Source organism: Polynucleobacter sp. AM-26B4 (genome assembly GCF_018882285.1).
Lineage (GTDB): Bacteria > Pseudomonadota > Gammaproteobacteria > Burkholderiales > Burkholderiaceae > Polynucleobacter.
This window is the reverse complement of the sequence record NZ_JACVOT010000001.1, coordinates 295234-319402: the sequence shown is the minus strand read 5'-3', so window position 1 is coordinate 319402 and position 24169 is coordinate 295234. Positions and strand designations below refer to the sequence as shown.

The 24169-nt window shown below is 43.7% G+C and carries 34 protein-coding genes and 2 tRNA genes; 23 read left to right on the top strand and 13 right to left on the bottom strand.

The window, feature by feature from the left end:
* The first annotated feature begins 22 nt into the window (after window positions 1-22).
* From acpS to ICE88_RS01555, 3 genes are all read left to right on the top strand, one after another.
* Window positions 23-463 carry a holo-ACP synthase gene (gene acpS / locus ICE88_RS01565; protein WP_216248696.1) on the top strand — a complete coding sequence of 147 codons (441 nt, stop codon included), beginning with the start codon at window positions 23-25 and terminating at the stop codon, window positions 461-463.
* Between the two features lie 71 nt (window positions 464-534).
* Entirely contained in the window at window positions 535-1617 is a 1083-nt protein-coding gene (gene nagZ / locus ICE88_RS01560; protein WP_216248693.1) for a beta-N-acetylhexosaminidase, read from the top strand.
* Between the two features lie 37 nt (window positions 1618-1654).
* Window positions 1655-2395 carry a transporter gene (locus ICE88_RS01555; protein ID WP_216248691.1) on the top strand — a complete coding sequence of 247 codons (741 nt, stop codon included), beginning with the start codon at window positions 1655-1657 and terminating at the stop codon, window positions 2393-2395.
* Window positions 2396-2430: 35 nt separating this feature from the next.
* Here ICE88_RS01555 and ICE88_RS01550 read toward each other — a convergent pair whose 3' ends face one another.
* The gene (locus tag ICE88_RS01550; protein WP_216248689.1) at window positions 2431-2616 is read right to left on the bottom strand and encodes a hypothetical protein; all 186 of its coding nucleotides are present in this window, start codon (window positions 2614-2616) and stop codon (window positions 2431-2433) included.
* A 136-nt stretch (window positions 2617-2752) separates the two neighbouring features.
* Here ICE88_RS01550 and ICE88_RS01545 point away from each other — a divergent pair, with 136 nt between their 5' ends.
* Together ICE88_RS01545 and ICE88_RS01540 are read left to right on the top strand one after the other, a co-directional pair.
* Window positions 2753-3364, top strand: a complete 612-nt coding sequence (locus ICE88_RS01545; RefSeq protein WP_370624445.1) for a YeeE/YedE thiosulfate transporter family protein — start codon at window positions 2753-2755, stop codon at window positions 3362-3364.
* Between the two features lies 1 nt (window position 3365).
* Window positions 3366-3896 carry a YeeE/YedE thiosulfate transporter family protein gene (locus ICE88_RS01540; RefSeq protein WP_216248687.1) on the top strand — a complete coding sequence of 177 codons (531 nt, stop codon included), beginning with the start codon at window positions 3366-3368 and terminating at the stop codon, window positions 3894-3896.
* Between the two features lie 291 nt (window positions 3897-4187).
* On the opposite strand, the gene efp is transcribed toward ICE88_RS01540, so the two are convergent.
* The gene (gene efp, locus ICE88_RS01535; protein WP_089515479.1) at window positions 4188-4748 is read right to left on the bottom strand and encodes an elongation factor P; all 561 of its coding nucleotides are present in this window, start codon (window positions 4746-4748) and stop codon (window positions 4188-4190) included.
* Window positions 4745-5896 carry an elongation factor P maturation arginine rhamnosyltransferase EarP gene (earP, locus tag ICE88_RS01530; RefSeq protein ID WP_216248685.1) on the bottom strand — a complete coding sequence of 384 codons (1152 nt, stop codon included), beginning with the start codon at window positions 5894-5896 and terminating at the stop codon, window positions 4745-4747. The genes efp and earP overlap by 4 nt, the downstream gene beginning before the upstream one ends.
* On the opposite strand from earP, the gene uvrC reads away from it, so the two are divergent.
* The 5 genes from uvrC to ICE88_RS01505 all read left to right on the top strand — a co-directional run bounded on the left by uvrC (window position 5895) and on the right by ICE88_RS01505 (window position 9229).
* Complete coding sequence (gene uvrC / locus ICE88_RS01525) at window positions 5895-7769, top strand: excinuclease ABC subunit UvrC (RefSeq protein WP_216248683.1); 1875 nt, start codon at window positions 5895-5897, stop codon at window positions 7767-7769. The genes earP and uvrC overlap by 2 nt on opposite strands.
* A gap of 66 nt (window positions 7770-7835) precedes the next feature.
* On the top strand, window positions 7836-8414 hold the full coding sequence (pgsA, locus tag ICE88_RS01520) for a CDP-diacylglycerol--glycerol-3-phosphate 3-phosphatidyltransferase (RefSeq protein WP_216248681.1): 579 nt from the start codon (window positions 7836-7838) through the stop codon (window positions 8412-8414).
* Between the two features lie 130 nt (window positions 8415-8544).
* Window positions 8545-8620: transfer RNA gene (locus tag ICE88_RS01515), tRNA-Gly, on the top strand.
* Between the two features lie 53 nt (window positions 8621-8673).
* Window positions 8674-8747: transfer RNA gene (locus ICE88_RS01510), tRNA-Cys, on the top strand.
* Between the two features lie 98 nt (window positions 8748-8845).
* Window positions 8846-9229, top strand: coding sequence for a hypothetical protein (locus ICE88_RS01505; RefSeq protein ID WP_216248679.1), 384 nt, complete (start codon window positions 8846-8848; stop codon window positions 9227-9229).
* Window positions 9230-9236: 7 nt separating this feature from the next.
* On the opposite strand, the gene ICE88_RS01500 is transcribed toward ICE88_RS01505, so the two are convergent.
* Together ICE88_RS01500 and ICE88_RS01495 are read right to left on the bottom strand one after the other, a co-directional pair.
* Window positions 9237-9887, bottom strand: a complete 651-nt coding sequence (locus tag ICE88_RS01500; protein WP_216248677.1) for a DsbA family oxidoreductase — start codon at window positions 9885-9887, stop codon at window positions 9237-9239.
* A 45-nt stretch (window positions 9888-9932) separates the two neighbouring features.
* Window positions 9933-10958, bottom strand: coding sequence for a dienelactone hydrolase family protein (locus ICE88_RS01495; protein ID WP_216248675.1), 1026 nt, complete (start codon window positions 10956-10958; stop codon window positions 9933-9935).
* A gap of 132 nt (window positions 10959-11090) precedes the next feature.
* Here ICE88_RS01495 and ICE88_RS01490 point away from each other — a divergent pair, with 132 nt between their 5' ends.
* From ICE88_RS01490 to ICE88_RS01470, 5 genes are all read left to right on the top strand, one after another.
* Entirely contained in the window at window positions 11091-11489 is a 399-nt protein-coding gene (locus tag ICE88_RS01490; RefSeq protein WP_216248673.1) for a DUF1924 domain-containing protein, read from the top strand.
* Window positions 11490-11501: 12 nt separating this feature from the next.
* Window positions 11502-11966, top strand: coding sequence for a diheme cytochrome c (locus tag ICE88_RS01485; RefSeq protein ID WP_216248671.1), 465 nt, complete (start codon window positions 11502-11504; stop codon window positions 11964-11966).
* Window positions 11963-12571 carry a cytochrome b/b6 domain-containing protein gene (locus ICE88_RS01480; RefSeq protein ID WP_216248668.1) on the top strand — a complete coding sequence of 203 codons (609 nt, stop codon included), beginning with the start codon at window positions 11963-11965 and terminating at the stop codon, window positions 12569-12571. Before ICE88_RS01485 ends, ICE88_RS01480 begins: the two co-directional genes overlap by 4 nt.
* A gap of 90 nt (window positions 12572-12661) precedes the next feature.
* Window positions 12662-13846 (top strand): GNAT family N-acetyltransferase, encoded by a 1185-nt coding sequence (locus tag ICE88_RS01475; RefSeq protein ID WP_216248667.1) that lies wholly within the window; start codon window positions 12662-12664, stop codon window positions 13844-13846.
* A 20-nt stretch (window positions 13847-13866) separates the two neighbouring features.
* Window positions 13867-14208 (top strand): hypothetical protein, encoded by a 342-nt coding sequence (locus ICE88_RS01470; RefSeq protein ID WP_216248666.1) that lies wholly within the window; start codon window positions 13867-13869, stop codon window positions 14206-14208.
* Here ICE88_RS01470 and ICE88_RS01465 read toward each other — a convergent pair.
* The gene (locus ICE88_RS01465; protein ID WP_216248665.1) at window positions 14183-14542 is read right to left on the bottom strand and encodes an HNH endonuclease signature motif containing protein; all 360 of its coding nucleotides are present in this window, start codon (window positions 14540-14542) and stop codon (window positions 14183-14185) included. The two genes, ICE88_RS01470 and ICE88_RS01465, sit on opposite strands and share 26 nt — an antisense overlap.
* A gap of 84 nt (window positions 14543-14626) precedes the next feature.
* Here ICE88_RS01465 and ICE88_RS01460 point away from each other — a divergent pair, with 84 nt between their 5' ends.
* The 3 genes from ICE88_RS01460 (at window position 14627) to ICE88_RS01450 (ending at window position 17032) form a co-directional block, all read left to right on the top strand.
* Window positions 14627-15112 (top strand): LexA family transcriptional regulator, encoded by a 486-nt coding sequence (locus ICE88_RS01460; protein WP_089515496.1) that lies wholly within the window; start codon window positions 14627-14629, stop codon window positions 15110-15112.
* Between the two features lie 2 nt (window positions 15113-15114).
* On the top strand, window positions 15115-16425 hold the full coding sequence (gene umuC, locus ICE88_RS01455) for a translesion error-prone DNA polymerase V subunit UmuC (RefSeq protein ID WP_216248664.1): 1311 nt from the start codon (window positions 15115-15117) through the stop codon (window positions 16423-16425).
* A gap of 70 nt (window positions 16426-16495) precedes the next feature.
* On the top strand, window positions 16496-17032 hold the full coding sequence (locus tag ICE88_RS01450; protein ID WP_216248663.1) for a hypothetical protein: 537 nt from the start codon (window positions 16496-16498) through the stop codon (window positions 17030-17032).
* 50 nt (window positions 17033-17082) lie between these two features.
* Here ICE88_RS01450 and ICE88_RS01445 read toward each other — a convergent pair whose 3' ends face one another.
* From ICE88_RS01445 to ICE88_RS01435, 3 genes are all read right to left on the bottom strand, one after another.
* Window positions 17083-17463, bottom strand: a complete 381-nt coding sequence (locus tag ICE88_RS01445; protein WP_216248662.1) for a hypothetical protein — start codon at window positions 17461-17463, stop codon at window positions 17083-17085.
* Window positions 17460-18728, bottom strand: a complete 1269-nt coding sequence (locus ICE88_RS01440) for an MFS transporter (RefSeq protein ID WP_216248661.1) — start codon at window positions 18726-18728, stop codon at window positions 17460-17462. Before ICE88_RS01440 ends, ICE88_RS01445 begins: the two co-directional genes overlap by 4 nt.
* A 74-nt stretch (window positions 18729-18802) precedes the next feature.
* A complete protein-coding gene (locus ICE88_RS01435) occupies window positions 18803-19438 on the bottom strand; it encodes an LON peptidase substrate-binding domain-containing protein (RefSeq protein WP_216248660.1) in 636 nt (211 codons plus the stop codon).
* 63 nt (window positions 19439-19501) lie between these two features.
* Between ICE88_RS01435 and ICE88_RS01430 the strand changes: the two genes are divergently transcribed.
* The 3 genes from ICE88_RS01430 to ICE88_RS01420 all read left to right on the top strand — a co-directional run bounded on the left by ICE88_RS01430 (window position 19502) and on the right by ICE88_RS01420 (window position 20222).
* Window positions 19502-19711 (top strand): DUF3820 family protein, encoded by a 210-nt coding sequence (locus ICE88_RS01430; protein WP_216248659.1) that lies wholly within the window; start codon window positions 19502-19504, stop codon window positions 19709-19711.
* Between the two features lie 115 nt (window positions 19712-19826).
* Window positions 19827-19994, top strand: coding sequence for a hypothetical protein (locus ICE88_RS01425; RefSeq protein WP_216248658.1), 168 nt, complete (start codon window positions 19827-19829; stop codon window positions 19992-19994).
* A 9-nt stretch (window positions 19995-20003) separates the two neighbouring features.
* On the top strand, window positions 20004-20222 hold the full coding sequence (locus tag ICE88_RS01420) for a hypothetical protein (protein ID WP_216248657.1): 219 nt from the start codon (window positions 20004-20006) through the stop codon (window positions 20220-20222).
* A 17-nt stretch (window positions 20223-20239) separates the two neighbouring features.
* On the opposite strand, the gene ICE88_RS01415 is transcribed toward ICE88_RS01420, so the two are convergent.
* The 3 genes from ICE88_RS01415 to ICE88_RS01405 form a co-directional block, all read right to left on the bottom strand.
* Entirely contained in the window at window positions 20240-20671 is a 432-nt protein-coding gene (locus ICE88_RS01415) for a hypothetical protein (protein WP_216248654.1), read from the bottom strand.
* Window positions 20672-20777: 106 nt separating this feature from the next.
* Complete coding sequence (locus ICE88_RS01410) at window positions 20778-21260, bottom strand: low molecular weight protein-tyrosine-phosphatase (RefSeq protein ID WP_216248651.1); 483 nt, start codon at window positions 21258-21260, stop codon at window positions 20778-20780.
* The gene (locus tag ICE88_RS01405; protein WP_216248649.1) at window positions 21261-21869 is read right to left on the bottom strand and encodes an MOSC domain-containing protein; all 609 of its coding nucleotides are present in this window, start codon (window positions 21867-21869) and stop codon (window positions 21261-21263) included.
* A gap of 38 nt (window positions 21870-21907) precedes the next feature.
* Here ICE88_RS01405 and ICE88_RS01400 point away from each other — a divergent pair, with 38 nt between their 5' ends.
* Entirely contained in the window at window positions 21908-22675 is a 768-nt protein-coding gene (locus tag ICE88_RS01400) for a hydroxypyruvate isomerase family protein (RefSeq protein WP_216248647.1), read from the top strand.
* 95 nt (window positions 22676-22770) lie between these two features.
* Complete coding sequence (locus ICE88_RS01395; protein WP_370624444.1) at window positions 22771-23541, top strand: 2OG-Fe dioxygenase family protein; 771 nt, start codon at window positions 22771-22773, stop codon at window positions 23539-23541.
* A 17-nt stretch (window positions 23542-23558) separates the two neighbouring features.
* On the opposite strand, the gene ICE88_RS01390 is transcribed toward ICE88_RS01395, so the two are convergent.
* Window positions 23559-24164 carry a histidine phosphatase family protein gene (locus ICE88_RS01390; RefSeq protein WP_216248643.1) on the bottom strand — a complete coding sequence of 202 codons (606 nt, stop codon included), beginning with the start codon at window positions 24162-24164 and terminating at the stop codon, window positions 23559-23561.
* Between the last annotated feature and the right edge of the window lie 5 nt (window positions 24165-24169).

Here is a 24169-nt window from a genome sequence, read left to right as displayed (position 1 = left end):
ATAATAAATAACGATAACCATCATGATCGCAGGCATTGGTACTGACCTATTAAAGATTGATCGCCTCAAGGCAGCTTACCAGCGCACCAATGGTCGCTTGGCAGAGCGCATTCTTGGTCCTGATGAAATGCAGGTCTTCAAAGGACGTTTGGCTCGCAATGAATCCAGAGGCATGGCTTACTTAGCGACGCGTTTTGCTGCCAAAGAAGCTTTCTCTAAAGCCATTGGTTTGGGCATGCGCAGTCCGATGTCTTGGCGAGCGATGCAAACCTTGAATGACCCGAGTGGCAAGCCCATCATCAAGTGTTCTGGTCGCTTGCAAGCTTTCATGGAAGAGAAGTTTTTCACCGCTCAAGTCAGCATCACCGATGAGGTTGATATGGCCATGGCCTTTGTGATCGTGGTTTATGGCACACCAGTGGTCACGGGTGTCACCGATCCAAAAGACCTGATGGGATCATGAGCGGAAAATAAGAAATTTAAATAAATAACCAATCGAATAACCAAGCAAATAAATCATTCATCTAAAACAATATGAGCAAAATAAATTCATTCAAAGCAGGCCCCATCGTTCTTGATGTTATTGGTAAAACTCTTAGCAAAGAAGATATTCGTCGCATCGCTCATCCTAAAACTGGTGGTGTGATTTTATTTGGACGTAATTATCAAGACAGAGCCCAGTTAACTGCTTTAACCAAAGCCATCAAGGCGATTCGCAGTGATGTGATGATCAGCATTGATCATGAGGGCGGTCGTGTGCAGCGTTGTAGAACGGATGGCTTTACACATTTGCCAGCCATGAAAAAGTTGGGTGATATTTGGGTGAACTTCGGTAAGAAAGCCACTGCAGAGCATGCATTAAAAGCCATGGAAGCCGCAACAGCTGCTGGTTATGTACTGGCATCTGAGTTAAGGGCTTGTGGCGTGGATTTTAGTTTCACACCTGTGTTGGATTTGGACTTTGGTCGCAGTGGTGTGATTGGTGATCGAGCTTTTCACCGTGACCCACAAATTGCAGCCACACTCGCTAAGAGCTTGAATCATGGTTTGCAGTTGGCCGGCATGGCCAATTGCGGTAAACATTTCCCAGGGCATGGTTTTGCTGAAGCAGATTCTCATGTGGCCATTCCTGTGGATGAACGCTCTTTGAAGCAAATTCTGAGTGATGATGCAAAACCTTATGAGTACTTAGGTCTTGGTCTGGCATCAGTGATGCCAGCTCATGTCATTTATCCAAAGGTGGATAAAAATCCAGCGGGCTTTTCTAAGATTTGGTTACAAGACATCTTAAGAAAGCAGCTGAAGTTCACAGGCGTTATTTTTAGTGATGACCTATCGATGGAAGGTGCTTCAGTGGCTGGAAGCGTGGTCAAAGGCGCGAAGCTAGCACTTCAAGCAGGGTGTGATCAAGTCTTGATTTGTAATCGCCCAGATTTGGCAGATCAGTTGCTCAATGAACTCACCTATGATGAAAAAGCATACCAAGTATCACGAGCCAGGGTTCAGAAATTGATGCCGACCTCTGTTGCGATGACATGGGCAGAGTTACAAGCCAGCCCCGATTACCAGCGTGCAAAACAACTACTCAAGCAATTGGGTTTGATTACAGCAAGCTAACGTAACAACTTAATAAAACAAGGTACTAAAAATGCTAATGCAAGCTAAATTGCTTGGAGTTTTAACAGGCTTCTTTCTGGTGTTTGCTTCAACTGCTCATGCAGCTCACCCCTTGGTATCTGACGATACAGGTACGCAAGGTGTTGGTGGCTATCAAGTGGAGGTCAATACTGATTGGTTGAGGGATGCTGGGGTTAAAACACGCACAGCAACTGCTACTTTGACGCGTGGCATGACAGAAACAATCGATCTTTATTTGGATACGCCGTATGCCTTATCTCAACCAACAGGTTTCAATGATATTGGCCTGGGTTTGAAGTGGCGTTTATTTGAGAGTGATGGATTGTCTGTTGGTTTAAAACCTGAGTTAAGTCTTTCAACTGGCAATCAAGAAAAACAATTGAGTGATGGTCGCTCTGGTGGGGCACTCACTGTATTGACTCAATATGAGTTGGGTGCTTGGACCTGGCTTTTTAATTTAGGCACTGAATTGCATCGCTATTCATCTGCAAGCAGCCAGGATGAGTACCGTCGCTACATTAATAAAGCTTCTGTGGGGTTCACTTACCAGTTGGATGACCAATGGCTTTTTGTCATGGATTCTGGCGTTCAATCACATGCCAGTAAGACTGAGAAAAAAGACCCGCGCTTTGCCCTTGTAGGTCTTATTTATAGCTTGAGTGAAGATGCTGAACTAGATGTGGGATACAAAAAATCTCTTAACTCCACAGAAATAGATCGTCAGTGGGGTCTAGGGCTGACCTACAGATTCAAGTAATCTGCTCAGAGTTAACCTGAGAACTAAGCTAACAACTAAGCGGGCCGGACTCTGGCCGTTAATGATTCGGCACCACCACGATCTTCTAATTCAGATAGACGCAAGGCTTCATGCTCGAACTCAACAATGCCTGAGGTGAGGCGGTTGCGATCTAAAGAGATCACATAAGTCCAAACCAAGCTACGGTCTTTTCTTTTAAATACGTCGACTATTTTTTTCATAGTTAGGCTTAATAAAGCTCCTTTTAAACTACCGATAAGTTAACACGAACCACTAGATATAGTTATAAGTGTTTGCCATAACCCTAGCTATTGTGAAACTTACATATTCACTGGACATTTAAGACCTTATTAATATATAATAATATATATTATTGTTCAACAAATTAATAAGTACTTAAAAAGGAGGGCAAAAATGTCAGAACAAGTCCAAAACAAGGGTGGGGAGTCCTCTGGTTGGAGTCCTTATCTTGCTGGAGCATTGGTGGGGCTCTTAGCGATCATTTCGGTATATCTCACCACCACCTTGATGGGTAAGTCGAACTATCTAGGGGCTTCAACAACTTTTGTGAGAGCAGCTGGTTTGTTATTCCAAAGTGTGGATCCAGCTCACGTTGCTGAAAATGCTTACTACCTCAAAGAAAAAGTGAAGGTGGATTGGCAGTTCATGATGATCATCGGTATTTTCTTTGGTGCCTTGATCTCTTCATTGATGGATAAAAGCTTCAAGTTAGAAGCAGTTCCGCCAACATGGGAAAAACGCTTTGGTTCATCGATTGGCAAGCGCGCCATCTTTTCATTCTTGGGTGGGGTTGTTGCAATGATCGGTGCACGCATGGCCGATGGCTGCCCAAGCGGTCATGGATTGAGCGGCATGATGCAGCTATCCATGAGTTCATTCATTGCCTTGGCCTTTTTCTTCGGAGTCGGTGCTTTGGTTGCCAACATGATGTACAGAAAGGGGCAATAACATGTCAACAGAACAAATTTTAGGTCTAGTGACTGGTATCTTTTTTGGCTTCTTATTACAAAAAGGGCGTGTACTTCGTTACGACAAGCAAGTTGGTGCGATGTTGTTCAAAGACATGACGATTTTCAAATTCATGTTGTCAGCAATCATCGTTGGTATGTTTGGTATTTTGGCCATGCATGACATGGGCCTCATCAAACTCAGTCATAAAGCCATGAACGTCGGCGCTATTTTGGTGGGTGGTTCATTGTTTGGTATTGGTTGGGCAGTGATGGGCTTTTGCCCAGGTACATCGGTTGGTGCAATTGGTGAAGGCCGTTGGCACGCTGTATTTGGTGCGATTGGCATGATTGTGGGTGCTGGTATTTATGCTGAGTTATTCCCATTCTTTAAATCCACCGTTTTATCTTGGGCTGATTTTGGCAAGATTGGTTTACCTGAAGTGCTGGGCATCAATCATTGGGTGATTGCGGTGATTTTCACAATCATCACATTGATGATGTTCAGATGGTTTGAGAAAAAAGGCATCTAAGCTCATCAGCTTTAAAAAATAAAAGCCACTGCACGGATGACAATCTATGCGGTGGCATTTTCATTTTCTTGCACTCTTTTGGCACATGAAAATAAATCTTATCGATGAGTTATCCACAGAAAATGTTGATAACTACTGTTGAATTCAACTTAAACCTTCTCGATTCAAGATGCTAGGTTGTTTGCTTAAAAATTAATCAATGTGCACCAAAGAAAAAACCACTCCGCAGAGTGGTTTTGTTCTGATTTTCTGCACATTCAATCAGTTGGATTGAATGCCTAACAACATCAATTAGTTAGCGCGGCTGCGGTATTCGCCAGTGCGTGTATCGATCTCGATCTTGTCACCTTCGCTGCAGAACAATGGAACTTGTAGTTCGTAGCCTGTAGCAATTTTTGCGTTCTTCAATACACGGCCTGAGCTTGTGTCGCCCTTAACAGCTGGCTCTGTGTAAGTGATTTCACGAACAACAATGGTTGGCAATTCAACAGACAATGCTTTACCTTCGTAAAAAACCACTTCAACTGGCATCGCATCTTCTAAGTAATTCAAAGCGTCACCCATGTTGTCTTTTTCAACTTCATACTGGTTGAATTCTGTGTCCATGAATGCATACATTGGATCAGCGAAGTAAGAGTATGTGCACTCTTTGCGCTCCAAGATCACAACTTCAAATTTGTCATCAGCTTTAAAAATGCCTTCGTTAGGTGCTTCGGTGATCAAGTTCTTGAACTTCATCTTCACCACTGCAGCATTACGACCTGAACGGCTGTATTCTGATTTCTGAATCACCAAAGGTTGGCCATTCAACATTACAACGTTACCTACGCGGAGTTCTTGAGCAATTTTCATCGCGATATTTCCTGAGATTTCACAAAGTCTAAGATTTTACCCTCTAAATGCCCAAGACCCATTAAGTTATCTCGCCAAGCCTCAGAATGCTTGGTCAAGGCTCCTAAATGTGGCCACCAATCGGAAGCGGGGCCCCATTTCATGGCTGCCACCCCTGTGGATCTTAATTCAGCAATAGAAGACTCAAAATAACGGTCTAAAAAGGCATTTAATTTAACTTCGTGAGCCAAATCCGACTGCGGATAGATATCCCAAATGAATGGTTTACCTGCCCACTGAGCCCTCACAAAAGAATCTTCGCCGCGGACCAAATTCATGTCGCAAACGGAGAGTAAATAATCGTAATCCTCCTGAGGGATGAAGGGCAGTTGAATTAACTTCACTGCTGAATCCTCTAAAGAAAATGCTTTTTGCGTTGCAGTCGACACGTTTTGATCTGCGCACAAAAACACATCAACCTGATCACCATGAGCCAAGGCAGCTTGGTTTACTGAGTTGAGCCATGCATCTAAGGGAGCTTGTTTGTAATTGAAAACAGATATTTTTTTAGAAGCAGGGCGACATGACTGAAGCACCAAAGATAAAGAGTTGGGCGGTGATGTCACTCGACCAGAAGTCAGCAGATTAGAAGTAACCTCGTACCAATCACCTAGTAGCACGCCACCGGTTTTAGGCGTGAAGCCAGGGAAATAAAAATACTTGTTCAGGCCATTGTTTTGAGGCGATGGCATCAAGTGCATGTCATCTGCCCAAGCCTCTGCAGTGAGGTATTCGAGATTGATCCAAATCGGCGCCTGATCGGATGCCTTTTGAACCATGGCGTCAATATACGGTTTCGGTAAATGACAGGCAAAGGCCTCAATCACCACATCACCCACGGAAGCCAAAACACTTGGAGACTCAGCAGCCGACCAAGGTAAGACCTCAATACCTAAACTTGCCCCATGGGCCACGGCATCTCCATGGGCGATCACATTTAAAACATTTAAATCATCGCAAAATAAACGAATACGACTATCATCACATTCAGCAGAACTAACAGTATTAATAGATGAGGACGATAATCGTGACAAGGCCCTGGCCAGACGCCAGCAAACACCAGCATCACCATAGTTATCGACGATTTGACAAAAGATATCCCAACGCATGTCGAATGAGACCCCTGAATCCCTCTTAAATGATGTTAAAAAATTACCTGGTTTGCCAGGTGTTTATCGCTTTTTCGATGAAGCAGGACAAATCTTATACGTTGGTAAGGCCAAAGACTTAAAAAAGCGCGTCAACAGTTATTTTCAGCGCAATTTATCATCGCCGCGCATTGAGCGCATGGTCACCAGAATTCGTTCTTTAGAAACCACAGTCACTCGCACAGAAACCGAGGCTTTGATTCTAGAGAACAACCTCATCAAAGAACTATCACCGCCATTCAACATCTTATTCAGAGATGATAAGTCTTACCCCTATGTGATGCTCTCTGGTCATCAGTATCCACGTTTGGCTTATTACCGTGGTCGGGTGGATAAACGCCATCAGTATTACGGACCGTTCCCGAATTCATGGGCTGTTAGAAACAGTATTCAAATATTGCAAAAAGTGTTTCAGATACGAACCTGTGAAGACACTATTTTTAAAAATAGAAGCAGGCCTTGTTTATTGCATCAGATCCATCGATGCAGTGCACCCTGTGTGGGCAGAATCACAGAGCAAAACTATGCTCAAGATATCCACAAGGCAGTTCAATTTTTAGAGGGTGATCATGCCAGCGTCATGGCTGAGTTCGAGCAAGCGATGCAGTCCTACAGTGACAACATGCAGTTTGAACAAGCTGCCATGATGCGAGACCGAATCGCTGATTTATCACAAGTACTGCAGCAACAATCCATGGACACTGTGGCCGATGGCGAGGGCGATGTTGATATCTTGGCCATTGCGATGAAGGGTGGCTTGGCTTGTATTAACTTGGCCATGGTGCGAGGTGGTCGTCATTTGGGTGATAGAGCTTACTTTCCAAAAATGGGGCGCTTCAAAGAAGATGCCATGCCCAATAGTGACGAAGTCATGCAAGCATTCATCACTCAACACTATTTGAGTGATGACGCTGAATCTCTCAAACTCATTCCTAGAGTCATGGTCATTCAAGACTTCAGTGACTCTCCAGAAAATGATGAGTTACAAGAGCTTTTAAATACCAAAGCCAATAAAAAGGTACAGATCCTCAAGCAGCCACAAGGTCAGCGCAAGCACTGGTTGATCATGGCGCAGAACAATGCTGAATTGGCTCTGACGAAACGACTCACAGAAGCTGGTGGCCAAGAAGCTAGAACAAGATCATTGATTGAGGTGCTCAACCTTGATCTTGAAAATGCTGAAGATTTGCGCATTGAATGTTTTGATATCAGCCACACCTCAGGCGAGGCCACTCAAGCCAGTTGTGTGGTTTATCAAAAGCACGACATGCAAAGTGGCGAGTACCGCCGCTTTAATATCAATGACATCATTCCTGGCGATGACTATGCGGCCATGCGCCAAGTGCTTCACAGGCGTTATGCCAACTTTCAAGAAATCCCGCCTGAGAAACAACCTCACATTGTTTTGGTGGATGGCGGTAAAGGGCAGGTCAGTATGGCCAAGGAAGTTTTTGATGAGTTGGGTTTAGACATTCACATGATTGTCGGTATTGCCAAAGGTGAGGGTAGAAAAGTTGGTTTAGAAACTCTCATCTTTGCTGATCAGCGTGAACCCATGACCCTCGGCTTAGAAAGCCCTGCGCTTTTACTCACTGCTCAAATCAGGGATGAGGCTCATCGTTTTGCCATCACTGGTATGAGAGCCAAGAGACAGAAAACCAGAAACGTCTCGCGCCTCGAAGAAATTGAAGGCATAGGGGCTAAGAGACGTCAAAAACTCTTGGCTCGATTCGGTGGATTAAAAGGCGTCACCAGTGCCACCATTGAAGAGCTTCAGCAAGTGGAAGGTATTTCAAAAGCCTTAGCTGAGATCATTTACAAGCAATTGCATTGAAAAATAAGACTCAAAAACAAGTTTTTAGAACTTCTATTATTCAGTAATACCCTTTATCCTTGCGTCATGCCCTTTAATTTACCGATCTTCCTCACTTGGTTACGCGTTGCGACCATACCTTTGGTGGTTGGTATTTTCTACTTGCCTGAATCTTGGTTGGATATTGATGAAAAAAACCTTTGGGCAACGATTTTCTTTGTTGGTGCAGCCCTTACAGATTGGTTGGATGGTTACTTGGCTCGCAAGTGGGGTCAGGTATCTGCCTTTGGCGCATTCTTAGATCCGGTGGCCGACAAACTCATGGTGGCAGCAGCACTTTTGGTTCTTCTCAACTTTGACCGTGTGGAAGTTTGGGTGGCATTGGTCATCATCGGTCGTGAGATCACCATCTCAGCTTTAAGAGAGTGGATGGCTCAAATTGGCGCATCGAAGAGCGTGGCCGTGCACTTTGTGGGTAAGCTCAAAACAGCGGCCCAACTGATAGCAATTCCATTCTTGCTTTTTAACGACACATTGTTCAATCTCTTCCACACCAAAACGATTGGTAAACCCCTGATTTGGATTGCGGCTGTTCTGACAGTTTGGTCGATGTTCTATTACCTTCAAAAAGCCTGGCCGATGATCAAGGCCAAAGCAGATCTTTGATCACTTATTGATTAAAAGTCTGTAAAAACAAAGACTTTACCCACAGTAATCCCCATCTACAAAGTCACCAAAAAAGCCCATTTATTTGACATAGGCTGAAATTATGGTAAAGTAACGGTCTTGTTGTTATGCGGGATTAGCTCAGTTGGTAGAGCGATACCTTGCCAAGGTATAGGTCGAGAGTTCGAGCCTCTTATCCCGCTCCAAATTACGAGGGAAGCTTAACCAGCTTCCCTTTTTAATTTAACAACTCATCCCCGGCGGGATGGCAGAGTGGTTATGCAGCGGCCTGCAAAGCCGTGTACCCCAGTTCGATTCTGGGTTCCGCCTCCAGTTTTCTCAAGCACCCCCTTCAGAGCAGACTCAAGCTAAACTACGAACCTCTAAAGGTTGTATTAGATCTGTTCATCCACCATTTGATAGTCCAAAAAATGAAACTAAAACTAACTGGCCAATTACTCCTGATTGATTTGGTATTGCAGCTATTGCCGGTTGCTTACTTTGCTTTTAGTTCCCCGTCATTTGCGGAAAATAGTTTGAACGGCCCCTTAGTCCAGGCAGCCTTTTACTTATTCATCATCTGGAAAGTTTCTGGTGGAAGTAACCTGGCCAGATATCTATTTTTGGCTTACGCGCTTGTGATTTTCTTGCCATTGAGCTTACTGTTCTTGATGCAGAGCAGCAGTATTGGTATGGCTCTGCTTGTATTGATTCAGTTGGGTATCAAAGCTTATTGCCTGTACCAACTATTTTTCACGCCAACAAAGTTGGCTTTCAACAAAGTTGAAGAAGAAAGTGAATTTCCTAAATTCTGACAGTCAGTTACTTGATCAGTTGCTCAAAGGCACTGATCAGTGACTCAGGTTCTTGGGCGCCTTGCAGTAAATACTCTTCATTAAGAATCAGTGACGGCACTGACTGAATCCCCAAGTTCTTATAAAACTCTTCTTCAGCTTTTACTTCTGCAGTGAACTCATCACTGGCTAATATTTCAGCAGCTCTGGCCTTATCCAGTCCTGCTCGAACCACAGCATCTAAAACATTCTTTTCATCATCAAGACTGACGGCCAGAACAAAATAGGTATTGAGAAGCTCTTTTTTCAGAGTCGCTTGTTTCTCAAGATCACATTCGTTGGCAGCCCAATATAGCAAGCGATGACTATTAAATGTGTTGTAAACACGTTTGCGACCATCTGGATGGAACTTGAAACCAGCCTCAAGAGCTCTGGCTCTGATTTGAGCTTGATTGGTTTTTACCTGTTCAAGACTCAAGCCATACTTTTGAGTTAAATGCTCCATGGCATCTTGGCCACCAGGAGGCATGTGAGGATTTAACTGAAAGGCACGGAAGTGAACTTTAAAATCCACCACAATCTCTAACTGAGCCATGGCCTGGGATAAGTTGCCAAAACCAACAGCGCACCAAGGGCAGGCGATGTCGGAAACAAAGTCGATAGTGATAATTGGTTTCATAGAAGTAGTTTACATTCTCCCAAATCCTATTTCATTCATTGCAGTCTATTTATAGCTAGCCACGATCACTTTCATTAAATCTGTCACAAATTGATTAGCAGCATCTGGACTTGCCCCAATCCAACCATAGCGAACAGCAGCACTTGGACCTGATCCATAGGTGCGCATGCCTCGATCAATAAAACCTGCCAATAAACCATGGGCCGCGTTGTCATAAAACCAAAAATCAATCGCTTGGCCTGTTGCTTTTAATTCTTCAGCCCAAGCTTGTGGTGAGATGGTCATCTTTTCGGGATTTGTTCTTGAGTTACAGCGATGAGCAGTGCCAATGGCAGCCAGAGGTGATATTTGATTAAAGGCGCAGGGGTCTGTGCGGGTATACATCCAATCATCTTCACGCTTACCACCATAATTATCAATTTTGCCAAACACCATATACAAAGGCACCTTGATTTTGTCGGGCATACCAATGCCCGTCGGTGTTGCGCCTTCAGCAAAAACTGCTCTCACATGTTCGGGTTCTACAAGTGCTGCCATATTGAGCGCGACGCTGCCACCGTTCGATAGACCATGAATAAATATTCTGGAAGTGTCTACTTGACTTAATGTCTTGGCCCACTGATAAGCACCTACTGTTGCTTTGAGAATCATGCGTTGACGTGATTCATTGCTGGTACCAGTTAAAAATAGATTAGTGCCACGGTACTCAAAACCATTCATGTTGTAGGCGTCATAGAGTAGGGTAGCTACGCCTTTTGAGTTCATGCGACGAACCATTTCTTTTTCTGCGCTGCCTGGGCCATTGCCACCATGAGCAATGATCATCAGAGGTGGTTTCTCAGCCAACTTATCTGAAAAGAATCCGGGCATTGAAAGATCAACTGATGAATGGCATGGGTTGAATTCAGCCAAAGGTCCTGTCACCCGATGAAAGCCTGGGCGTGTTTCAACAAGATTTGCCACATTGGGGGGATTTTTTACGCAATCTTTTTGAGCCCATGACCATTGAGACGTGGCTGTCAGTCCAACAAATATCATTAATGCCAAAGATTGGATTTTGATCTGCATCATATTTGCCCTAAAAAATTGATTGCTATGACTCATGTTATCCCAATTAATGGCAATTCCTCACTGAATAAGGGTTTTGTTAATACTCTCTTAATCTTAATTTTTTAGATTATTAACATTGAAGTGAGGCGCATTATGAAAAATAGCTTAATTAAGAAAACTTTATGGATTTTATTGGGTGCTTGTTGCACAAGTGCTTGGGCATTGGATGCAACTTTGCTAGAAAAGCAATATGCGGCCCAAGCCAATCAGGCACCATCTGTTTCGAGAGGTGAGCAGTTCTTTCAGGCCAAACATGGCAAGGAATGGAGTTGCGCGTCTTGTCACAAATCTCCACCCACCAGCGATGGGCTTCATGCTTCTACAAATAAATCAATTGCTCCTTTAGCCCCGGCTTTCAATGCCAAAAGATTCACGGATGAAGCCAAAGTCAATAAATGGTTCAAGAGAAACTGTAATGATGTCTTGGGAAGAGAGTGCACAGTTGTAGAAAAAGCAGACGTCATGGCTTATCTAAATTCCTTGAAGAAATAATCAGAGCCCACCATGAAAAAAACTTATCAACAATTAGTCACATTCATTTTGATTACTTTCTCTTCAACTCTTTGGGCAGATGGAAACATGCTGCCATTAAAAATCCCAGAAAAAGTGACCACGGAGTGTGCCAGTTGCCACATGCTGTACGCCCCAGGTTTTTTACCCAAAGAATCTTGGCTCAGAATCATGGGGGGTCTTGATAAACACTATGGTACGGATGCTTCATTAGACCCTCAGTCCGTAAAAGAAGTCACTCAATGGTTGGTGCAATACTCAGGAACGTACAAGCGTGTCAATGGTGCGCCTCCCAATGATCGTGTCACTGAAGCTGCTTGGTTTGTTAAAAAGCACAGAAAGATATCGGAGCAAACCTGGAAAAGAGCCAGTATCAAAAGTAAGGCTAACTGTATGGCTTGTCACACAACTGCCGACAAAGGGCAGTATGACGATGAGTTTGTAAAGGTGCCTCAATGATTCATCAGTTATCAAAAAGAATGATGTCTTGGGATGCCGCAGTCATGGTGTCTCATTGGCTCTTAGCCATATGTTTTCTGGGGGCCGTTATCACTCAAGACAGTGAAAAGTTTCGCCTAGCTCATGTCACCATGGGATACACCATGTTTGGCTTGGTTGTTTTTCGTCTTATCTGGGGAATTATTGGCGGGAAGTACGCCAGATTTAGCACTATTTTTCCAAGACTTAAAAAAGTCATGACTTATCTTCGCTCTTTATTCACTTCTCAGCCAGAAAAGTTCATTGGGTTTCATGCCGTTGGTTTTTTAACTGCTTATATCCTATTGGCGGTCATATTGATGGTGACCATCAGTGGCTACTTGGTCTATGAAGAGATTGGGCCTGATTTATTTGAAGATCTGCATGAAACCTTGGGTAATTTACTCATGGCCATTGTTGCGATTCATGTGGGCGGTGTATTGATTCATGCCATATTAGAGAAAATCAAAGCCAAAGTCTCACTTCAATCAAACGTCTTACCTTCTCGAGTAAGGCCCTACAAATGGATGGCTGGAATCATTTTGATGGCTGTGACATATTTCTGGATGACGCAAATCAGACTTTAAATTGGGGGTGGCTAAGACCATGTGCTAATTTGCATGGTCTTAAATTACAATCAAATGCTGTTTTAACTCCTTTAGAAAAACGGCAAAAAAGTGTCTGCAAACAATAGCTTTGAATGTCGTATCCTCGATAGCATTCATCTGGTCTCAAAAGAGAGTTGGAATCATCTTTTGGGTAAAGACGCGACGCCTTTTTTGCGCCATGAATTTTTAAGTGCCTTAGAAGATTGCGCTTGTGTTGGTAGCAACACTGGTTGGCAAATAGCGCATCTGGCCATTTACGATTCTAGTGATAAAAATCCCATCGGTTTAATGCCTCTGTATTTAAAAAGTCATTCTTATGGCGAATATGTTTTTGATTGGTCGTGGGCGGAAGCCTACCAACAACATGGCCTGTCGTATTACCCCAAAGCACTTTGTGCCATACCATTCACGCCAGTCAGGGGTGCGCGCCTACTGGTGGGTGAGGGCAAGCACTCTGATGAAATTCGGATTCTGTTGATTCGGCAATTAAAACAATTATTGGTGCAAAACGACATCTCATCAGCGCATGTTTTATTTGCTGATCAAGACACTCAAGAGATTCTATTGAAGCAAGGATTTATGGCCAGAGATGCCGTCCAGTTTCATTGGAAAAACCATGCTTATCAAAGCATGGATGACTTCTTAAGTCAGCTCAATATGAAACGCCGTAAAAATATTCGCAGCGAACGATCTCAGGTACAAAATGCAGGAATATCTTTTCGTCACATTGATGGCTCGGATGCGACCCAAGAGGATTGGTCATTGTTCTATCGTTGCTACGCAAATACCTATTACGAACACCGCTCATCACCTTATTTGAGTGAATCATTTTTTCAAATGCTGGCCCAAACCATGCCTGAAAATCTTCATTTGATTGTGGCGCATAAAAATGAGCAAGCAATTGCCGCCTCTTTGCTCTTCATTGATCAGTCGGGAAGTGCTAAAACGGCTTATGGTCGATATTGGGGTACATTGGAGTATGTGCCTTGCCTGCATTTTGAAACAGCCTATTACCAAGCCATTGAATATTGCATCACTCATGGCATTGATGTTTTCGAAGGAGGCGCTCAAGGTCAGCACAAAATGGCCAGAGGCTTCATGCCGGTCAAGATGCAATCTGCGCACTGGATCAAAGACCCTGAGTTCTCAAAAGCTGTTGAGCGATTCTTGATTCGAGAGAGCAGTGGTATTGAAAACTATATCGATGAACTGGCAGAGCACTCCCCACTCAAAGCAAGTGGCGTGACTCTATAAATATTTGCTAAAGTATGACCATGTTCAAACAATATTCCATGCATCGATTGAGTAAGCAAATTGCTTGTCTGGCATTGGTCTTGCTTGGTGGTTGTGCCTCTTTGACGCCACAGCAGATCACGCAACGGATTGACACCATGAGTGACTTCCAACTTTGTTTGGGAGCTCAAACAGGTTTGGATAGCAGGGCCTTTGATTTGAACGAGGTGATTGTTGCTGCTGCCAAAGAGCGCATTGCACAACGAAAGTTAGATTGCTCTACCAAGCATGATGAAATCGTGCGCTTCTTGGTGACATCTCTTAAGCAGGAGCAGAAATACCGAGAAATTTATTTCCCTAGATCAGGTTTTTGGCGTTTTTAAACTGCTGGCTCTTTGAGCTGCGTTGGTAAAAATCATTGGGCTTGGATTGCACCCAAGCAATGAACTTTTGCATCTCAGCTTTCTCTTTGATGGCTTCGGCTGTATTCAATTCTCTGGCCAATTGTGTTTCTGTGAACAAAGCATGTATTTGCCTGTGACAAATACGATGCAAATACTCGGTGGCCTTTCCACCCTTTGATTTTGGAACAAAGTGATGCGCATCTTTTTGCGAGCTTGGAATCGGGCGGTCGCAAATAGGGCAGATCAGTTCTGCTGCCGAAACTTCTTTCGGAAACGTATTGGCCAGTAGTTTTTGACGGATTTTCCCCAACATGATGGGGTCTATCTTAATGTTGGAATAACAAATTTGCTGAATCCGACTTAATTCATATATACTGTATAAATATACAGTATTATTATGACTCAATCGATCAATCAACTTCTTCATCAAACCAGCTTGAGCCAAGTGCCTCAAGGCTTGTCCGGTGATTTATCGGTGAATGAGACGCCACTCATCATGCACCCATTATCAGCAGGATTTCCGAGTCCTGCGGCTGATTATGCGGCTGATGGATTGGATCTGAATAGCTATCTGATACAGAATAAGCCAGCCACTTTCATGTTTACTGTGAGAGGTGAATCAATGATTGTGGCTGGCATCCATCATGGCGATAAGGTGGTCGTTGATCGAGCCTTAAAGCCAAAACACAAAGACATTGTGGTGGCGGTGGTCAATGGTGAGTACACGATCAAGCGTTTGTACAAATACAAAGGACTCATTGAATTGCGTCCAGAAAACCCTGACTATCCCAACATCACATTCAGTGAAGGCCATGAGCTACAAATATGGGGCGTGGTCATTGGTGTTGTCAGACGTTATTCCAGTAGTTCATCTCGAGTTTGATCATGAGCTCCCCCAGTCAACATTCCACCCATGCACCACTGTTTGCTTTGGTGGATGTGAATAATTTCTATGTGTCTTGTGAACGAGTCTTTGCCCCTCAGTTAGAAAAAACACCCATGGTGGTGTTGTCCAATAATGATGGTTGTGCTGTGGCACGCAGTGCTGAAGTCAAAGCCTTGGGTGTCAAAATGGGCACGCCTTGGTTTCAGATGAAAGACTTGGCCAAGCAGCATGGCATCCTGGCTTGTTCATCTAATTACACCCTGTATCACGACATGAGTCAGCGCGTGGTGGAGATACTGCGACAGTTCACGCCCAAGCTAGAGGTCTACAGTGTGGATGAAAGCTTCCTGCAAATTGAATCTGTTTTAAATGCTCACGAATCTCCCACGCATTTAGGCGCTGAGATCAAACAGCGCATCAAGCAGTGGACTGGTTTGCCTGTTTGCGTGGGCATTGCACCCAGCAAAACTTTGGCCAAGTTTGCCAATCACTTGGCCAAAAAGAATCCATCATTCAATGGTGTGTGTGATTTAAGCAATATGCCCAAACAAGAACTCTATCAATGGATGAGTGAGGTATCTGCAGCTGAAGTTTGGGGTGTTGGTCGAAAAATTGCCAAACGTTTAGAGGGCATGGGCATACACACCGTACTTGATCTAGTACAAGTATCTCCGCAAATGATGAGATTGCAATTTGGGGTAGTGATTGAAAGACTTTGTTATGAATTACGTGGACTCTCTTGCTTGGCTCTGGAGGAGGTGGCCCCACCCAAGCAACAAATCATCGCTTCTAGAAGTTTTGGCAAATTAGTTCTCAGTTTGGAAGAATTGGCTGAATCAGTTGCGACACACACAGCCAGAGCCGCCGAAAAATTAAGAGAGCAAGAGTCATTGACCAGTTCAATCAGCGTCTTTGTTCAGACCAATGTATTCATGAGAAATGAACCTCAGTACAGTCAAAGTATTCAAATACCTTTAGTGCATCCAACGGATGACACCTTGGTCTTGACTGAAATGGCCATCAAAGGACTGAAAGAGATTTATAAAAAAGGCTTCAGATATAAAAAGGCTGGCGTGATGTTGGGTTTGATGACTGATAAGCCACTGGTTCAGTCTTCATTGTTTGAAGATCATCAGGTCAAAGGAAAATCAGTGCGCCTCATGAAAACTCTAGATTCAATTAATACACGTTATGGAGCCCAGGCCTTGCGAGTAGCTGCGACAGGCACTGACCAAGCTTGGAAAATGAAGTCAGAGAATGTTTCGCCTAAGTACACCAGTCATTGGGATCAATTACCCTTTGTCAATTAGGGGGATATGGGCCCTCAGCTAAATATCACCACTTCTGCTAAATTAAATTTTTAAATTTAAAGCGAACATCATGAAATTCTCTCTGGGCCACATTGCTACTTTATGTAAATACACTGGCATTAGTTTTATTGCTGGAGCGGTGACTCACGGTGCATTCAGTGAACAACGATCAATGATCACTGCTGCGATTGGTGTGGGTATTTATTTGATTGCCGGTATTTTAGAGAAAATATCAAATCCTCAAACAAGTAATACATGGACCAATTTATTGGCCATTGGTGTGATTGCATCTGTAGGCCTAGGCTTTTTTACGGGCGGTCTTCAGCACTTTCCAGATTCTCCAGACAGAAGCTTATGGGTTGTACCCGTTGGATTCTTAATGAGTTTGATTGCTGTGTATTGGATGGAGGGAAGGCCTCATGCCAAAATCAAAGGGGTTCTTATCTATGGTGGCATCAGTGTCTTCATCGTGACAATGGGCTCTATCTACGCAGCGAATTACTTCAAAGCTCATCCGTCCGCTGGCGGACATGCTCATGGTGCGGCTGAAATGTCTTCAGAAACAGATAAAAGCAAAGGACACGATCATTCAACTCACAAGCATTGATACAGCATCAACACAGCTTCAATGCTTGCATAACTCATTGGCTTCTTAAATCAAGGAGACTGAATGATTAATTCAGGTTTGACCACCCGAATTCTTTCGTCGACGTAATAACCACCATATTCGGTGTAACGCAAATAAACAGTTGAGCATTCCGGGCATTGATCAACTGTGCAGCGATTGTATGGATGGAAGTTCACCGCAATCGGCGCATTCTCTGACCAAATGGTTGTGCCATTCGGATGGTATTCATCCCAAATTTCTTCTGCATCAGGATGCTGGAGTGTGCCGACTGTCTTCAAGCCATCGCGATCAAAGGTGCTGAGAATTGTTTCCCAGCAAGAAAAATCATGTGAGGCGCAATTTGAGCACTGCTGTTCATGTTGTTGTGAAGCTAGAGCTAATAACTCTTGAGCATTTAAAACTGGAATCATTGATTTTCATTTCTTAATGAGCGAAGTGCATAAATGGCTGGGATTGCATAAGTGAAACAATATGCAGCAGGGCCCCAAGTCCATGCATTGATTTCAAGTAGCCAAGCTGTGACCATCGGTGCAGTGCCAGCAAATATCGCAACGGCCAGACTATAACCAATAGCAAACACTGAGCAACGTTGCTCAGGTTTGACCAAACGACTGATCAAAATACCTTGAGCACCAAACAGCAACATCACTGGCGCCACAATCAAAGATTGACCAATCGCAAGACCTACCACGCCGCCGAATTGAGACGCTAAGATTGCAGGAACACACAAAATAGCGCCAGCCCATGTGGCGTACCAAGTGATCTTGATTCTGCCAATCTTATCGGCTAACCAGCCACCTAAAACAACCAAGGGAATGCCGACAAATTGAATCGCAGTGGCCACGGTGTTGGCTGATTGCATCGAGCCACCATGTTTGGCAGCGTAATCAACAAAATAAACAAACTGAACATAAAACAGCACATTCGAAAAAGAAATCAAAGCTGCAATTTGAACCAGTACTCGCCAACCATGAGCCACTTCTTTTAAGCGCAGGGTAATCAAAGCCAATAATTCTTTAAAGCTAAGCTTGTGTTGGATGGCGGTTTCCAGGGTCTCAGGCATATGAGCCCTTAGCTTCCAGCCAGCAATCGCTACCAAGGCGCCTAAAAGAAAAGGTAGGCGCCAAGCCCAATCGTTCACAGCATTTTCGCCAAACACAAAAGCGGTGAGGGCTGCGACTAAAGAACCCAAGAAAAATCCCAGCAATGCTCCTGCGTGAGCAATACCAGACATCAGACCTTCTTTGCCTTGCGGAGATGCTTCAGCGGCATACACCATGCTGCCTGTGTATTCACCACCAATTGAAAAACCTTGGGTCATGCGTAGGAAAAGCAGTGCATATGCAGCGATAGCACCTACCTGAGCGTAACTGGGCAGCAACGCCACCATGAAACTGGCCACGCCCATGATCATGATGCTCCAGATCATCATTTTTCTTCTACCGAGTAGGTCACCCACTGGGCCCAAAATCAAACTGCCAATTGGTCTTGCTAAATAACCAATGGCAAAAATACCAAATGAAGCAACTGTTTGAAGAGTGGGGTCGCTGGCTGGGAAGAAGACCTTGCCAAGGGCGGTTGCGAAATAACCATAAATGGCAAAGTCAAACCATTCCAGCATATTGCCAGTGGCACCAGCAAAAGCAGCGGAATAACGTTTAGGAATAATGGTCATGATTACCCATCAATGTAAGTGATGTATTCATTCTATTTGAAAGATCACAGATGGAAGAAAAACCAAAATAAAAACTAAGACTGGCTTTGGCCAGTCATTTCTTCAATCAACTCTTTGACTAAATCAAGACGAATTTGAGCATTATCAATACTCAAGAGATGATGCTTTTGTGCTGGTGTCAAAGGTAGGATTTCGCACCAGCGATTGGCCACCCAACCACATTGCTCTAAATCATAAGGTTGGCTAAAAGGCATTTGATCTTCACGCACACCTTTTTTCTGCAAAGACGCGATGATGGCGCCTAAATTATCGGCAAGTGTTTGGTGTTCAGTTTGGATTGGATAGTTGGCATCTTCAGATAAAAATTCAACTTCACCCATCCATAAGCCATTTTTCTCTTGTTGACTCTGATGAACTTTAAATCGTCTTGTGCCGCGACATTTGATGAAAAATAAACTAGGCTGTGGTGCATCAAAATAAGTGATGTCTACCAAAGTACCTGTCGGAAAAAACACTGTGGGTTTGTTGGTGGGATCTACAACCTCTTTACCCTCGTCCAAAGTCACGATGCCAAAGTTAGTTGAATTGGCCACACAGTCTTTGACCATGTCCAAATAACGAATTTCAAAAATTTTCAAGTCCAATGCGCCAGAGGGGTAAAGCGTCTGGCCAAGAGGAAATAAAGGAATGGTGGTGAGTTTGGTTAACATGAATCCATTGTATTCAAGACTGAAACAAATTGCTGATCGCAATCCTGTTTTAATATCAGGGTCATGACTCCTGAATCCCTGGAAAAATTGGTCAGTATGAAAATGCCTTTTGGTAAGCATGCCGGACAATTGCTGTGTGAATTACCGGCCAATTATTTGTCATGGTTTGCTCGCGAGGGATTTCCGCGAGGTGAAATAGGGGAGTTACTGCATTTGATGCACGAGATTGATCACAATAACTTACGGCATTTACTCGCCCAGCTAAAAAAGTAAGGTGTTCACTGCTGGGTAAGAATTCTCTTTATATCAATCAGCAATTTCTGACGAATCACTTCCCGCACATTCAGATTAACTGGATTCATCATGATTTCTTTAAGGAGAAAACTTGATGGAGATGATCATCAGAAACTTTGCCAGAAAAGCACCGCCCAAACGAAGCAAAAAGACCTCAAGCAGAAGAAGCCCCAGTGTTTTATCTAAAAGCATCAAGCTGGCAAAAAGTACGAGCTATGGCTTGGCTAAGTTGGCGACCTTGGTTTTCATTGGTAGGCTATAAGGTCATGTCATGAGCCAGGCGATGTGCGAGTTATTGGTTGATAAATTGATTAATTCTGATGAGTTGGGTGAAATCACAGAAACGATTCAGGTGGGTGTTGAATCAGGGCAAGGTATTTGGCAATTGTTGATGGATAACCCGATAGTCTTTGGAATGGTGATGGGAGGTGGCGTTGCCACCTACATCAGGAAATGGTTCTTTAAGCGTTACAGAAATGTTTCACGCTGATGTTCACTTGCAAGCTCTCAGCGCTCCAAGCAGACCTCGCCGGGTATATAAGCCACGGTTGGCCTCATACAAACATGAATGTCATAGCCAAACTGTGCGATTGCGTGAAGCAATCTAAAGGTATTGATCTTTTTAAGATCTCCTTTGTAAAGAGCCAGAGTATCTTTGATGGGGAACTGAATCTTCTCGGCTAACACTTTGGGATTGGTTAATTTATCGAAGGTGATTTTTCTATAAAGATCTTCGAATAATAAAGCTTTGAAGTCATCCTCCTTTTTGATCAGTTCAATCATCCGAATGTCGACAATCTTCACATTCTCTTTGGGTGTCTCATTTGGCTTGATGCCGGGATCTTTAACACTGCGTTGACTATCATGATGGCAGGTGAGGGTGAAGATGTGGGACTGTGCCGATTCGGGTGATTTTTGATCCTGTAGATAAATAGACATATGAGCTCTCAAGAAAATTGAGTAAAGAGCTTGCCAGACAATCTAAATTTTTAAAATCGGAAAAGGGAGATTTGTTTGTAAGGAATTTCCTACAAATCATTCGCTCTCAACGTAAGAGTCTTTGTCTCACGTGATCAAGTAAACCGTCACAGGCATCCTCGACCAAATCAAGCACTTCCTCAAAACCTTCACTGCCTTTGTAATAAGGGTCAGGAACAACGCTGGCCTGATTAACTTTGCAAAACTCAGTTAAGCGTCGGATCTTATGCTTTTTATTTGGAGGACAGCGCTGCTCTGTCAGCGCAAAGTTTTCCCAATCCATCACCAGCAATAAATCATAGTGATCAAAATCTCGATCATCGAGTTGTCTGGCTGCCAAATCTGATAAATCATAGCCACGCTTGAGTGCATGTGTTTGAGAGCGAGCATCTGGCGCTTCGCCCACATGGTAAGCATGCGTTCCTGCAGAATCGACTCTCACTTGATGAGATAAGCCAGACTCTTCAATGTATTGACGAAACACACCATGGGCGGTTGGACTTCTGCAAATATTGCCCATGCACACAAAGAGAATATTCATGGAGCTCATTTAAAACAAATCTTTTTGCGACTCTTTGCGCAATAAAAAATGATTCTGTTGCTGAATGCTCATTTCTCTGCGACCAGGTGTGACGACGATGGCATCACCAGCTTTGATGTTGCCACCTTTGTGAACTTTCAGATACCAACCTGAGCGAGTGGATTGAATCATTGCTTTGGATGCACCTTTATAGCCCATCCGCGCATTGAATTTGAAGCAGGGTTCTCTTAATTTGACAACTTCTAGTTCAACATCGCCAATCTGCCAGTTATCACCAACCCAAACAGATTCTTCAGAGAATCCTTCAACACTGAGATTTTCGCCAACAAAACCAAAACCAATTGGGTTGGTTCTTTTAGCTTCTCTGCTAAGTAGTTCATTCCAGAAAGGGTAGTGTTCACTTGGGTAGGCATAGATCGCTTTCTCTAATCCACCATGCACACTGAAGTCAGCTTGTTCATCGCCATCCAAGCCAATGGCTCTGACTTGGATGCTGATCGGGTGATCTAAAGAACTGACAATGTCTTTTTTGATGCCTGAATTGACCACGCGGTGATCGGGGTGGTCTATGCCAAACAATGGAGCAATCTTGCCTGTGGAAATTGAAATGATGCGCATGCCATAATTAAATCACTGAATTGATAATTAGGTCATTTATGCCTCGTTTTGCCGCCAACCTCTCCTTGCTCTATGCGCATCTGCCTTTCTTAGAGCGAATCAAGGCTGCAAAAGACGATGGCTTTGAAGCCATTGAATGCCAATTTCCATATCAAGAGAATTCAGGCGCAGCCCTAAAAGAAATAGCAGAATCAATGACGCAGCTTGAATTACCGATGGTGCTGCATAACTTACGCGGTGGTGATTGGTCCAAAGGAGATCGAGGTTTGGCTTGTCATCCAGCCAGGGTAGATGAATTCAAACGCGGCATTCCTGATGCTATTGCTCATGCCCAACATTTGGGAGTCAAACAATTAAATTGTTTGGCAGGAATATTGCCTGAGGGTGTGAGTTTTGGTGAGGCTCAAAAAACTTTTGTAGAAAATTTAACTTATGCGGCAGAAGAGTTAAAAAAATCAAACATCAAGCTCTTGATTGAACCCATCAACACATTTGATATGCCGGGATTTTTCTTGTCCAGCAGTCAACATGCTCTAGAAACCATCATGGCGGTTCCATCGAACAATTTGCATCTTCAATTCGATGCCTATCATGCCCATCGCATGGGTGAAGATATTTTGGATATAGAAGAGCTGATGCCTTTCATCGAGCATATTCAAATTGCAGATCATCCTGGTCGCCATGAACCTGGCACAGGAGAAATCAATTACCTTGATTTCTTCATGCTTTTGGATGATTTAGGGTACGAGGGTTGGGTTGGTTGCGAATACAAAGAACTGCACCAAGCGAATTTTCTAAAAGCTTGATGGTGCCGCTTCATATGGACAAATAAGGCTTTGCCCATAAGTGAGTCATTCAGAGGATAATCAATCCTCAAGACATTCATGAGCCATTTTTATCAATTTTTGACATGCTATTAGATCCACCACAAACATCGCTGGCCTCTGTGCCAACAGCTATTCAAGATAATGGCTATGTCGTTTTATCGCCTGAGCATTTTTTTGAGCTTTCTCAACATCATTTGACTGAGTGGCAAGACTTATCTGCCACTTGGAAAAACTTGCCAGCCGATGCTTATTTAAAAGATGGTGGTCGTTATCGTCAAAGAAGGCATGCCAGTTTTGTGATTCAAAACAATACGGTCACATTGGCTCCTCATCGTGCCCACTGGCAACCAGTTTCATATAACGCATTGCATGGCGGTATTGATCGTTGGTTTGAGCCATGTGAAGAAACGTTTGCCCACTCAGCAGCACTCAAAGATTTTTTATTGAACTTGGCTCTACAGTTTGATCAAACACAAAATAATCTTGATGAATCCAAGCCTTGGTTTGTAGAGGTGCATCAATTCAGGATTGATACAACCGATGGTATTGGTCGACCAACACCAGAGGGTGCTCATCGTGATGGTGTTGAGTACGTGGCTGTTTTGATGCTTCAGCGTCACGGTATCAAAGGTGGAGAAACCAGGGTATTTGAATCGAATGGCCCGCAAGGTCAGCGCTTCACTTTGCAAAAGCCTTTTAGCTTGTTATTGCTCGACGATGCTCGTGTGGTTCATGAAACCACACCGATTCAACCAATCGATCCTAAAGCCTTAGAGCAAGGATGGCGAGATACCTTGGTAGTCACCTACAGACGTGGTGGCTTTCAAGACAGCCACAGTTCTTAATCTGGATAATCCTTGCCTCAAGGGTGAGGATGATTGATCAGTTGATGAGACACGTACTGACCTAATTGATTGACTTTCACCAACACCATACTGCCTGAGCTCAATGATTGTCCTGCAAAGGCTTGGATATTCACTTGATGCGTGACCATGATCACCGGTTTGCGCGGTGATACTTTTAAGAGTTGTGCAATTTTGTTTTGAGTCAAACGAGTTTGCTCTTGACGACTGCCACGATTTTCAAAAAATGATCCAAGGCCAACCTCAACTTGCACAGTACCTTTGTTCAATAGGGCGGCAGTGTCTTTGCAGCGACACCAAGGACTGCTAAAAACTTGCGCACTTTCAATGCCTTGAGTGGTCAACCATTGCCCAATCATCTTGGCTTGAGTCTTACCAGTGGCGCCTAGATTTCTTTGGGTACTGCAATCATTCAAGTTATATCCGTCAGGGTCGCTATAGCCTGGCGCATCAGCATGACGCATCATCAAAACATAAGAACCAGTTTCTAGATCTTCTTTCAAGCCTGCATGAGTGAACTGACTAGCTGCCAAGAGAAAGCAGCTGAGTAATAAACGACTTAGTCGAATTTGCCAACTTTGCGAACTTTGAGAAATACTTTTCATAGAAA

What these genes read in the sequence shown, in the direction of transcription:
- acpS (WP_216248696.1), top strand. Translation starts at nt 23, where the DNA reads ATGATCGCAGGCATTGGTACTGACCTATTAAAGATTGATCGCCTCAAG.
- nagZ (WP_216248693.1), top strand. Translation starts at nt 535, where the DNA reads ATGAGCAAAATAAATTCATTCAAAGCAGGCCCCATCGTTCTTGATGTT.
- ICE88_RS01555 (WP_216248691.1), top strand. Translation starts at nt 1,655, where the DNA reads ATGCAAGCTAAATTGCTTGGAGTTTTAACAGGCTTCTTTCTGGTGTTT.
- ICE88_RS01550 (WP_216248689.1), bottom strand. Translation starts at nt 2,616, where the DNA reads ATGAAAAAAATAGTCGACGTATTTAAAAGAAAAGACCGTAGCTTGGTT.
- ICE88_RS01540 (WP_216248687.1), top strand. Translation starts at nt 3,366, where the DNA reads ATGTCAACAGAACAAATTTTAGGTCTAGTGACTGGTATCTTTTTTGGC.
- efp (WP_089515479.1), bottom strand. Translation starts at nt 4,748, where the DNA reads ATGAAAATTGCTCAAGAACTCCGCGTAGGTAACGTTGTAATGTTGAAT.
- uvrC (WP_216248683.1), top strand. Translation starts at nt 5,895, where the DNA reads ATGTCGAATGAGACCCCTGAATCCCTCTTAAATGATGTTAAAAAATTA.
- earP (WP_216248685.1), bottom strand. Translation starts at nt 5,896, where the DNA reads ATGCGTTGGGATATCTTTTGTCAAATCGTCGATAACTATGGTGATGCT.
- pgsA (WP_216248681.1), top strand. Translation starts at nt 7,836, where the DNA reads ATGCCCTTTAATTTACCGATCTTCCTCACTTGGTTACGCGTTGCGACC.
- ICE88_RS01505 (WP_216248679.1), top strand. Translation starts at nt 8,846, where the DNA reads ATGAAACTAAAACTAACTGGCCAATTACTCCTGATTGATTTGGTATTG.
- ICE88_RS01500 (WP_216248677.1), bottom strand. Translation starts at nt 9,887, where the DNA reads ATGAAACCAATTATCACTATCGACTTTGTTTCCGACATCGCCTGCCCT.
- ICE88_RS01495 (WP_216248675.1), bottom strand. Translation starts at nt 10,958, where the DNA reads ATGATGCAGATCAAAATCCAATCTTTGGCATTAATGATATTTGTTGGA.
- ICE88_RS01490 (WP_216248673.1), top strand. Translation starts at nt 11,091, where the DNA reads ATGAAAAATAGCTTAATTAAGAAAACTTTATGGATTTTATTGGGTGCT.
- ICE88_RS01485 (WP_216248671.1), top strand. Translation starts at nt 11,502, where the DNA reads ATGAAAAAAACTTATCAACAATTAGTCACATTCATTTTGATTACTTTC.
- ICE88_RS01480 (WP_216248668.1), top strand. Translation starts at nt 11,963, where the DNA reads ATGATTCATCAGTTATCAAAAAGAATGATGTCTTGGGATGCCGCAGTC.
- ICE88_RS01470 (WP_216248666.1), top strand. Translation starts at nt 13,867, where the DNA reads ATGTTCAAACAATATTCCATGCATCGATTGAGTAAGCAAATTGCTTGT.
- ICE88_RS01465 (WP_216248665.1), bottom strand. Translation starts at nt 14,542, where the DNA reads ATGTTGGGGAAAATCCGTCAAAAACTACTGGCCAATACGTTTCCGAAA.
- ICE88_RS01460 (WP_089515496.1), top strand. Translation starts at nt 14,627, where the DNA reads ATGACTCAATCGATCAATCAACTTCTTCATCAAACCAGCTTGAGCCAA.
- umuC (WP_216248664.1), top strand. Translation starts at nt 15,115, where the DNA reads ATGAGCTCCCCCAGTCAACATTCCACCCATGCACCACTGTTTGCTTTG.
- ICE88_RS01450 (WP_216248663.1), top strand. Translation starts at nt 16,496, where the DNA reads ATGAAATTCTCTCTGGGCCACATTGCTACTTTATGTAAATACACTGGC.
- ICE88_RS01445 (WP_216248662.1), bottom strand. Translation starts at nt 17,463, where the DNA reads ATGATTCCAGTTTTAAATGCTCAAGAGTTATTAGCTCTAGCTTCACAA.
- ICE88_RS01440 (WP_216248661.1), bottom strand. Translation starts at nt 18,728, where the DNA reads ATGACCATTATTCCTAAACGTTATTCCGCTGCTTTTGCTGGTGCCACT.
- ICE88_RS01435 (WP_216248660.1), bottom strand. Translation starts at nt 19,438, where the DNA reads ATGTTAACCAAACTCACCACCATTCCTTTATTTCCTCTTGGCCAGACG.
- ICE88_RS01430 (WP_216248659.1), top strand. Translation starts at nt 19,502, where the DNA reads ATGACTCCTGAATCCCTGGAAAAATTGGTCAGTATGAAAATGCCTTTT.
- ICE88_RS01425 (WP_216248658.1), top strand. Translation starts at nt 19,827, where the DNA reads ATGGAGATGATCATCAGAAACTTTGCCAGAAAAGCACCGCCCAAACGA.
- ICE88_RS01420 (WP_216248657.1), top strand. Translation starts at nt 20,004, where the DNA reads ATGAGCCAGGCGATGTGCGAGTTATTGGTTGATAAATTGATTAATTCT.
- ICE88_RS01415 (WP_216248654.1), bottom strand. Translation starts at nt 20,671, where the DNA reads ATGTCTATTTATCTACAGGATCAAAAATCACCCGAATCGGCACAGTCC.
- ICE88_RS01410 (WP_216248651.1), bottom strand. Translation starts at nt 21,260, where the DNA reads ATGAGCTCCATGAATATTCTCTTTGTGTGCATGGGCAATATTTGCAGA.
- ICE88_RS01405 (WP_216248649.1), bottom strand. Translation starts at nt 21,869, where the DNA reads ATGCGCATCATTTCAATTTCCACAGGCAAGATTGCTCCATTGTTTGGC.
- ICE88_RS01400 (WP_216248647.1), top strand. Translation starts at nt 21,908, where the DNA reads ATGCCTCGTTTTGCCGCCAACCTCTCCTTGCTCTATGCGCATCTGCCT.
- ICE88_RS01390 (WP_216248643.1), bottom strand. Translation starts at nt 24,164, where the DNA reads ATGAAAAGTATTTCTCAAAGTTCGCAAAGTTGGCAAATTCGACTAAGT.